Below are 7,173 nucleotides of genomic sequence, written 5' to 3' on the forward strand. Positions count from 1 at the left end.
GTATCTCTCTGGTCAGACAGTTAGCGAAAGCTGATTGTAACAACCTCAGTGGATGAAATCTTTTCCTGATCGGGAACATGGTAAGAAATCCTTAGTTAATTAAATATAAAGTTAAATTTGGTGATTGATGGGCTATGATTAGCCAAAAATAGAATCTGCTTATTGCTATGAGGGGTATCGATGACTTACCAAAAAGCCGGATACATCGCTATTATTAAGCGAGTTTTAGGTTGGGTGATTTTTATTCCGGCACTTTTATCGACCATTGTTTCTGTGATCAATCTTGCTTGGTTACATGGTATTAAAGGTGATGGTATCAATGCTGTTTTGGATGATTTGCTGAAAATGATGGCTGAAATGGTGCGTTTTAATACTCCATTTCTGGATTTTTTCTGGAAAAATTCGCCAACACCTGAGCATCTGGTTGATTTTACCAGCTCAACGCTTGGTTTCCTGACTATCTATTTTCTTATTTTTTTCGGCCTTGCTATGAGTGCGTCAGGTCAACGGATGTACAGGCAAGTGAAATTTATACGCGAAAACATTGAAGATCAGCTTATTATTGAAAAAGCTAAAGGCAATGATGGCCTGACAAGAGAGCAGATTGAATTAAAAATTAAACTTCCTCGTCATACATTGTTCAGTCAGATTTATATCTTATATATTTCACCGGTAATTATCGGTGCAATTTTTTATTTTCTATTGAAAATTTTAGGCTGGTAGATTCTCCGGTTGGCTATAGCTGCGGAATAAGGGTTTCGCAGCTTGATTAGCCACTTATTAGCTATTTTCAGTCAAAATATTATCAATAATATTTTGAACCACAATAAGATTGTCACCACCAAACAAATTACACCGGTTAAGCAAATAATAGAGCTGATACACAGGTTGTCGTTCAATAAAGTTGGCAGGGAGTGGCCATATGCTCTGATAGCCATCAAGAATTTGCATTGGTAAATCGGGGTATAACGGTAACATAGCGAAATCACATTCACGATCTCCCCAATAACAGGCTGGGTCGAAAGCAACGGCTTGATCATCTAACGAAGCACAATTAGCCGGCCAGAGATCGCCATGTAAGAGAGAGGGCTGTGGTTGATGGTGTTGAAGTTTGTTACTTATGGCTTGGACGATATTATCAATATCACCAAATATCATGTTTTTTTCTGCTGCGATTTGTAATTGCCAACCGACTCGCTTTTCCGCATAAAATTGGTGCCAACGTCGTTGCCAACCATTAGGTTGTGGTGTTGTTGCCAGCATATTGTCAAAATCAAAGCCGAATTGAGGTTGCTCACTCCATTGATGAAGTTTTGCCAGTTGTTGACCGAAACGATAGGCACTGTGAGGATCAAAAGATTTTAAAGGCAGAAATTCAAGCAATAGAAAGCTATGGTCACGGGTGTTGCCAATACCATAAACAGATGGAACACGGATTGTTTGGCTGCGTGCCAGGAGTTCAAGCTGTTCTGATTCTGCTTTGAAGACAGGGAGCATTTCCCGCAGGTTTGATTTGACAAAAACTTGTCGTTTTCCATGAGTGACTCGCCAAGCTTGGTGGATGTCCCCTCCGGCTAACTCAGTTTTATCGTGAATTTCAGCAACACCGAAATGTTCGTTTAACAAACGATTTACTGCCTGCCACATGGTTCACCTCTCTACGTCGTCAATTACTTTATGAACAATTATAGTCAGAGAAAACATATGATCAGGTAAAAAAGATGATTAACAGGGTTATATCTCAAAACAGATATAACCCTTTTTGTTACTGATTGGGTTCGTTAGAGATTTGTAGAGCAGCTTGATACGTTTTACGTTTAGATTTTGTTCTTACCAGTTTTATCTGATTGTAAGCCAGAGCCAGTGTAAAGAAGATAGCTTGAACAATAACAATGCATGGCCCTGTTGCTCCATCAATGTGGAAACTGATCAGAGTACCGAGAACACAGGAACTGACTGATGCAATAATCGCGACAATTAACATTCGGTCAAAACTTCGGCATAACATGAAAGCGATAATGCCCGGTGATATCAACATTGCAATAACCAAAATCATTCCCACTGCTTGCAGGGAAGCGACAATGGTCATGGACAGTAGGCAAAGCAAACCGTAATGCAAAAGTTTAACAGGTAATCCTATTACGCGCGCTTGGTTCGGATCGAAGCAATAAAGCATGAAGTCTTTGCGCTTTAGCAGTACTACCACCATAGTGATGCAGGTAATCCATAACGTTTGATTCAACTCATCTTTAGTGATCCCGAGTATATTTCCGAACAAAATATGAGTCAGATGTTGGTCGGTATCCATGCGGGCAAAAAGAACTAAACCAAAGGCAAACATGCCTGAAAAGACAATTCCCATGACAGTATCTTCTTTTATCCGGCTATGTTCTTTCAGATATCCAGTCGCAACAGCACAAAAGATACCGGAAAGGAATGCGCCAATAGCCAGCGGTATACCGGCAGCGAAAGCCAGCACAATACCTGGCAATACCGCGTGAGAAATGGCGTCACCCATTAACGACCAGCCTTTAAGAACCAGATAACAAGAGAGCATTGCACATACTGCGCCTGTTACAATCGCGGCGAATATCGCCCGTTGCATAAATGGAAATGTAAACGGCTCAGTGAGTAATTGTATCAACTCATTCATGGTTGTGTCTCCTGAGCCAATGCTGAGGATTCTTTTTTGGCACGTATACGTGAAGCGAATAGTCCATGTTTTGGTGCAAAGAAGAATGCAAGTAGGAAAATAACGGTTTGCAATGTGACAATGACACCACCAGTAGCGCCGTTAAGGAAGAAACTTAGGTAAGCGCCAAATGCACTGGTTAGGGAACCAATAGCAACGGCAATGATCAGCAGGTGCTTAAAACGATCGGTTAATAAATAAGCTGTCGCGCCTGGAGTGACTACCATTGCAATCACCAGAATAGCGCCGACAGTTTGTAAAGCTGCGACAGTACAGGCACTCAATAAAGTAAAAAAAATAATTTTCATCCGTAAGGGAGATAAGCCAATAGAGCGCGCATGCGTTTCATCAAAAAATACAATGAGCAAATCTTTCCAGATAAACATGAGCACAATAAATGAAATCGCAATAATGATTTCAACTTGGAGAACATCTTCATCAGCGATGCCAAGGATATTGCCGAAAATAATGGTTTGTACGTTAACGGATGTAGGATTGAGAGAAACGATTAATAAGCCGGCCGCAAAGAAAGTGGAAAATATGAACCCGATTACCGCATCTTCACGTAAGCGAGTGATATGACGAACCAACGTCATAGACAGCGCGGCCAGCATTCCGGTAAAAAAAGCGCCGCCTGCATAGGGAAGACCCAGTGCATAAGCACCAGCGACGCCGGGCACAACTGAGTGAGAGAGAGCATCTCCCATCAATGACCAGCCTTTTAACATCAGGTAGGAAGAAAGAAAAGCGCAGACGGCGCCGACAATGGCGCTAACCCAAATTGCTTTTACCATGTAATTATAGTTAAACGGTTGCAGCAAAAGTTCTGTCATGATTGACGTTTCTCCTTATGCTGACTTTGCCGCGGCGGAACATGATGATCATGACCATAAAATACCGCAGCGCGTTCATCATCAGTAATAACAGTCAAGGAACGTGGGTCATCATCATCATGTAATTCCGAACCGGATAAATTAATATGACGAAGCACTCCACCAAAAGTCATCTCTAAATTTTTTTGGGTGAACGTTGTTTCTGTTGGGCCACTTGCCAGAACGGTTCGGTTGATTAGGATGACATGATCGCAAAATTCAGGCACGCTACCAAGATTATGTGTGGAAACCAGAACCAGATGGCCCTCATCACGTAAACCACATAACAGGTCAATGATGGCATTTTCTGTTTTTACATCAACGCCAGTAAAAGGCTCATCCAGTAATAGAACTTTGCCTTCTTGAGCTAGCGCTCTTGCAAGAAAAACCCGTTTTTTTTGCCCTCCTGAGAGTTCGCCAATTTGCCGGTTGCGCAGGGCTGTTAAGCCAACACGTTCAAGTGCTTCATTGACAGCTTGGTGATCTCGTTTACTTGGGATTCTCAGGAATCCCATTTTTCCGTAGCGGCCCATCATAACGACATCAGAAACCAATACTGGAAAATTCCAGTCGACTTCTTCTGTCTGAGGGACATACGCAATAATATTTTTCTTCAAAGCGTTTTTGACTGGCATATCACTCAGCGTTACTTTTCCCTGAGATGGGCTTACCAGCCCCATGATGGTCTTAAATAATGTGGATTTACCACTACCGTTAATACCCACCAACGCACAAATAGAGCCGCCAGTGATAGAAAAACTTGCATCATAAATAGCTGTGTGACCGTTGTTATAAGTCACAGTAGCGTCATCGACGACTAAATGAGGACGTTCAAACAGCATATTGCTATTCATTGATTAAATCCTTTTGCGATTGTATCTACAGTTTTGTTCAGTAAATCAATATAGGTTGGTACTGGGCCGTCACTGCCGGAGAGTGAATCTACATAAAGAACGCCACCGTAACAGGCATCTGTTTCTTTACTGACTTGTTTCGCTGGTTTATCTGAAATGGTACTTTCGCTAAACACAACTGGGATTTTGTTTGCTCTTACAGTATCAATGACATGACGAACTTGTTGTGGTGAACCTTGTTCTTCCGCATTAATTGGCCATAGATAAACTTCCTTGAATTGGTAATCTTTAGCCAAATAGCTAAAAGCCCCTTCACTGGTGACTAACCAACGTTGATCCTGTGGAATACGGGAAAGACGTTCTCTCAATGGAGAATCTAGTTGAGCGATTTTTTCAGCATAGGCTTTGGCATTCCTATTATAAATTTCTGCATTTTCAGGATCGTGTTTCACAAATGCTTGGCGGATATTCTCGATATAGACCAAAGCATTTGTGGGTGACATCCAGGCGTGAGGATTAGGGTTCCCGTTGTAAGGCCCTTCACGGATGGGGAGTGGTTCAATGCCGTCAGTAATAACAACGGCAGGCACATCTTTGAGATTTTCAAAGAAACGTTCAAACCAGCGTTCCAGATTTAGCCCATTCCAAAGGATTAAATCAGCATGTTGAGATTTTATAATATCTTTTGGGGTAGGTTGGTAATCGTGGATTTCCGCCCCGGGTTTAGTAATTGATTCAACAATTGCCGCATCGCCTGCTACGTTTTGTGCTATATCCTGGATGATAGTAAAGGTAGTGACAACTTTGAATTGTTTGGCGGCAGATACCTGCTGACTAAATAAAACTATAGATAAGAGAATCAATGTAATTCCCAGTATAGGAGGGGAAAGCAAAAGCAGAGAAAGTTTTTTCTTCATCAATTCAAGCCTTACTTGTTATAAGTATATATATGATAACGATTATCAATATCATTTAAGTAAAGTCAAGATTATAAAATTTTGGAATAGCGATTGTTACAATAGTCATCCCATATGATATGAACACGAATACAGTGAAAAGTTAAGTAAAAATATTTTTAGATTGTAAACGAAATTGTATATGCTGCGCTTTAGTAAAATTTGATCCAGAGGATTATAGGGTGAAATTAAGACTGAGCTTTGTGGCACTGGTCGTGCTGTTAGTCGGTTGTGCTGAGAGAAATGCTCAGCAAATAAATGCGGGTAAACAGTCCGGTCAGCAACGTATGCTTAGCAATACTGCCAACGCAGCTAGAATTTCTTCTTTCCCGCCAACGCCTTTTGACATATTTATTCAACAGGCATCCAATCGGTATGGTGTTGATGAAACGCTTATCAGAGCTATTATTCAAGTTGAATCCGGTTTTCGCCCTGATGCAGTCAGTAAATCGAATGCAATTGGTCTTATGCAGATTAAAGCATCGACAGCAGGGCGGGATGTGTATCGACAAAAGGGGCGTCTTGGTCAGCCGACAACGCGTGAGTTGAAAGATCCTAAAACCAATATTGATCTTGGCACTGCTTATATCAGTATCCTGAAAGAACAACATCTGGCAGGTATTGATAACCCTGAGACTCTCTACTATGCCACTATTGTTGCTTACGTAAATGGTGCGGGTGCTCTTTTGCGTACTTTTAATGTAGATCGTCAATTAGCCGTTAATAAAATAAACCGCATGACGCCGGATGAGTTTTATCAGTATGTTCAGGATAATCATCCTGCACCTCAGGCTCCACGCTATTTATGGAAGGTAAAAAAGGCTTATCGTTCGTTAGTAATGGCAGATTGAGTTGTTGATAAAAGTGACGATTCCATTTGCGACAGCTTCGCATTGGGTGAGGGTTTACGGTGGTTTTTGTTAAATTTAACTGCGAAAGACTTGCCCTCAATCGATAGTGGATGTTGGGAGATAGAATAATCCCTCCTTTGGTACTGATTGTGGAGGAGGGGGCTTTAATATATGTGTTCACTGGTGTTTACAAGCTAAAAGGTATAAGACCTCATTTCAATTTACATCATGCGATGGTAAATATCGTTTGATATCCGATAATTCATGTCTAAAGAAGGGCTCTCTTAGAATATGTTGTCTGATGATCAATTCGGTATTTCACCAATGTTGATCTCAGCTATATTATAACAAGATAATATAGTTAGATTGATTCTAATTAGAAATTATTTACTTATGGAGTTAAAGGTAATTAACTTTTATATTAATTATATCGATTTGTTATCATGAAATAACATATGCTGAAATTGATTTTAGCCTGAACTTATATTTTAAAGTAATTAAATATATGGGATATCTTTGTAAATGTTTAATAAGTTGTATTTGATGTGGCATGCTACCTGCTCATTATTCGAAGGGAAAGTCTTATTTTGCAATAAGTTATCAAAGTAAGCTCGTATCATATAGTCGTTGATGGCTTTAGTCTAAGTTATGGAATTAAGTATCAATCAAAAGTGCTTATCCGAAAAATAAGGATGAAATAGAACATATATTTACATTTCATGAGTGACCATTTCCCGTTATTGAGAAAGTTATCATTACAGAATTGCTAATAAAGCAGTTATTTACATCCAATTCCAGAGAGAAAACGTTGCCTGAATATTTTAATTGATGTTTAACGTGCCCGTTTTTATTCCGTCTAGGAGTAAGTGGGGAAAAATAAAAACATACTTGTGATGATTGCCAAGAATGATAGTTACCAAATATCTAACAGATTTATTGAGGTAGTAA

General features: G+C 40.1%; 7 protein-coding genes. 2 read left to right on the forward strand and 5 right to left on the reverse strand.

Translation table 11 applies throughout. The features are described from left to right. Nucleotides 1–180: 180 nt before the first annotated feature. Entirely contained in the window at nucleotides 181–723 is a 543-nt protein-coding gene (locus OO184_RS00005) for a YniB family protein (protein WP_265377451.1), read from the forward strand. Nucleotides 724–780: 57 nt separating this feature from the next. On the opposite strand, the gene OO184_RS00010 is transcribed toward OO184_RS00005, so the two are convergent. The 5 genes from OO184_RS00010 to OO184_RS00030 all read right to left on the reverse strand — a co-directional run bounded on the left by OO184_RS00010 (nucleotide 781) and on the right by OO184_RS00030 (nucleotide 5,335). After that, nucleotides 781–1,647, reverse strand: coding sequence for a fructosamine kinase family protein (locus OO184_RS00010; RefSeq protein ID WP_265377452.1), 867 nt, complete (start codon nucleotides 1,645–1,647; stop codon nucleotides 781–783). A gap of 118 nt (nucleotides 1,648–1,765) precedes the next feature. Further along, nucleotides 1,766–2,653: a metal ABC transporter permease gene (locus tag OO184_RS00015; protein WP_265377453.1), complete on the reverse strand. Its 888-nt coding sequence runs from the start codon at nucleotides 2,651–2,653 to the stop codon at nucleotides 1,766–1,768. Continuing rightward, entirely contained in the window at nucleotides 2,650–3,525 is an 876-nt protein-coding gene (locus tag OO184_RS00020) for a metal ABC transporter permease (protein ID WP_265377454.1), read from the reverse strand. Before OO184_RS00020 ends, OO184_RS00015 begins: the two co-directional genes overlap by 4 nt. Next, nucleotides 3,522–4,418, reverse strand: a complete 897-nt coding sequence (locus tag OO184_RS00025; protein WP_265377455.1) for a manganese/iron ABC transporter ATP-binding protein — start codon at nucleotides 4,416–4,418, stop codon at nucleotides 3,522–3,524. Before OO184_RS00025 ends, OO184_RS00020 begins: the two co-directional genes overlap by 4 nt. Continuing rightward, a complete protein-coding gene (locus tag OO184_RS00030) occupies nucleotides 4,415–5,335 on the reverse strand; it encodes a metal ABC transporter substrate-binding protein (protein ID WP_283256175.1) in 921 nt (306 codons plus the stop codon). Before OO184_RS00030 ends, OO184_RS00025 begins: the two co-directional genes overlap by 4 nt. Before the next feature lie 221 nt (nucleotides 5,336–5,556). Between OO184_RS00030 and OO184_RS00035 the strand changes: the two genes are divergently transcribed. After that, the gene (locus OO184_RS00035; RefSeq protein ID WP_265377456.1) at nucleotides 5,557–6,225 is read left to right on the forward strand and encodes a transglycosylase SLT domain-containing protein; all 669 of its coding nucleotides are present in this window, start codon (nucleotides 5,557–5,559) and stop codon (nucleotides 6,223–6,225) included. Nucleotides 6,226–7,173 lie beyond the last annotated feature (948 nt).

This window comes from Photorhabdus aballayi, from assembly GCF_026153155.1.
Classification (GTDB): domain Bacteria; phylum Pseudomonadota; class Gammaproteobacteria; order Enterobacterales; family Enterobacteriaceae; genus Photorhabdus; species Photorhabdus luminescens.

Coding starts and splice junctions, on each gene's coding strand:
- OO184_RS00005 (WP_265377451.1), top strand. CDS start 181: ATGACTTACCAAAAAGCCGGATACATCGCTATTATTAAGCGAGTTTTA.
- OO184_RS00010 (WP_265377452.1), bottom strand. CDS start 1,647: ATGTGGCAGGCAGTAAATCGTTTGTTAAACGAACATTTCGGTGTTGCT.
- OO184_RS00015 (WP_265377453.1), bottom strand. CDS start 2,653: ATGAATGAGTTGATACAATTACTCACTGAGCCGTTTACATTTCCATTT.
- OO184_RS00020 (WP_265377454.1), bottom strand. CDS start 3,525: ATGACAGAACTTTTGCTGCAACCGTTTAACTATAATTACATGGTAAAA.
- OO184_RS00025 (WP_265377455.1), bottom strand. CDS start 4,418: ATGAATAGCAATATGCTGTTTGAACGTCCTCATTTAGTCGTCGATGAC.
- OO184_RS00030 (WP_283256175.1), bottom strand. CDS start 5,335: ATGAAGAAAAAACTTTCTCTGCTTTTGCTTTCCCCTCCTATACTGGGA.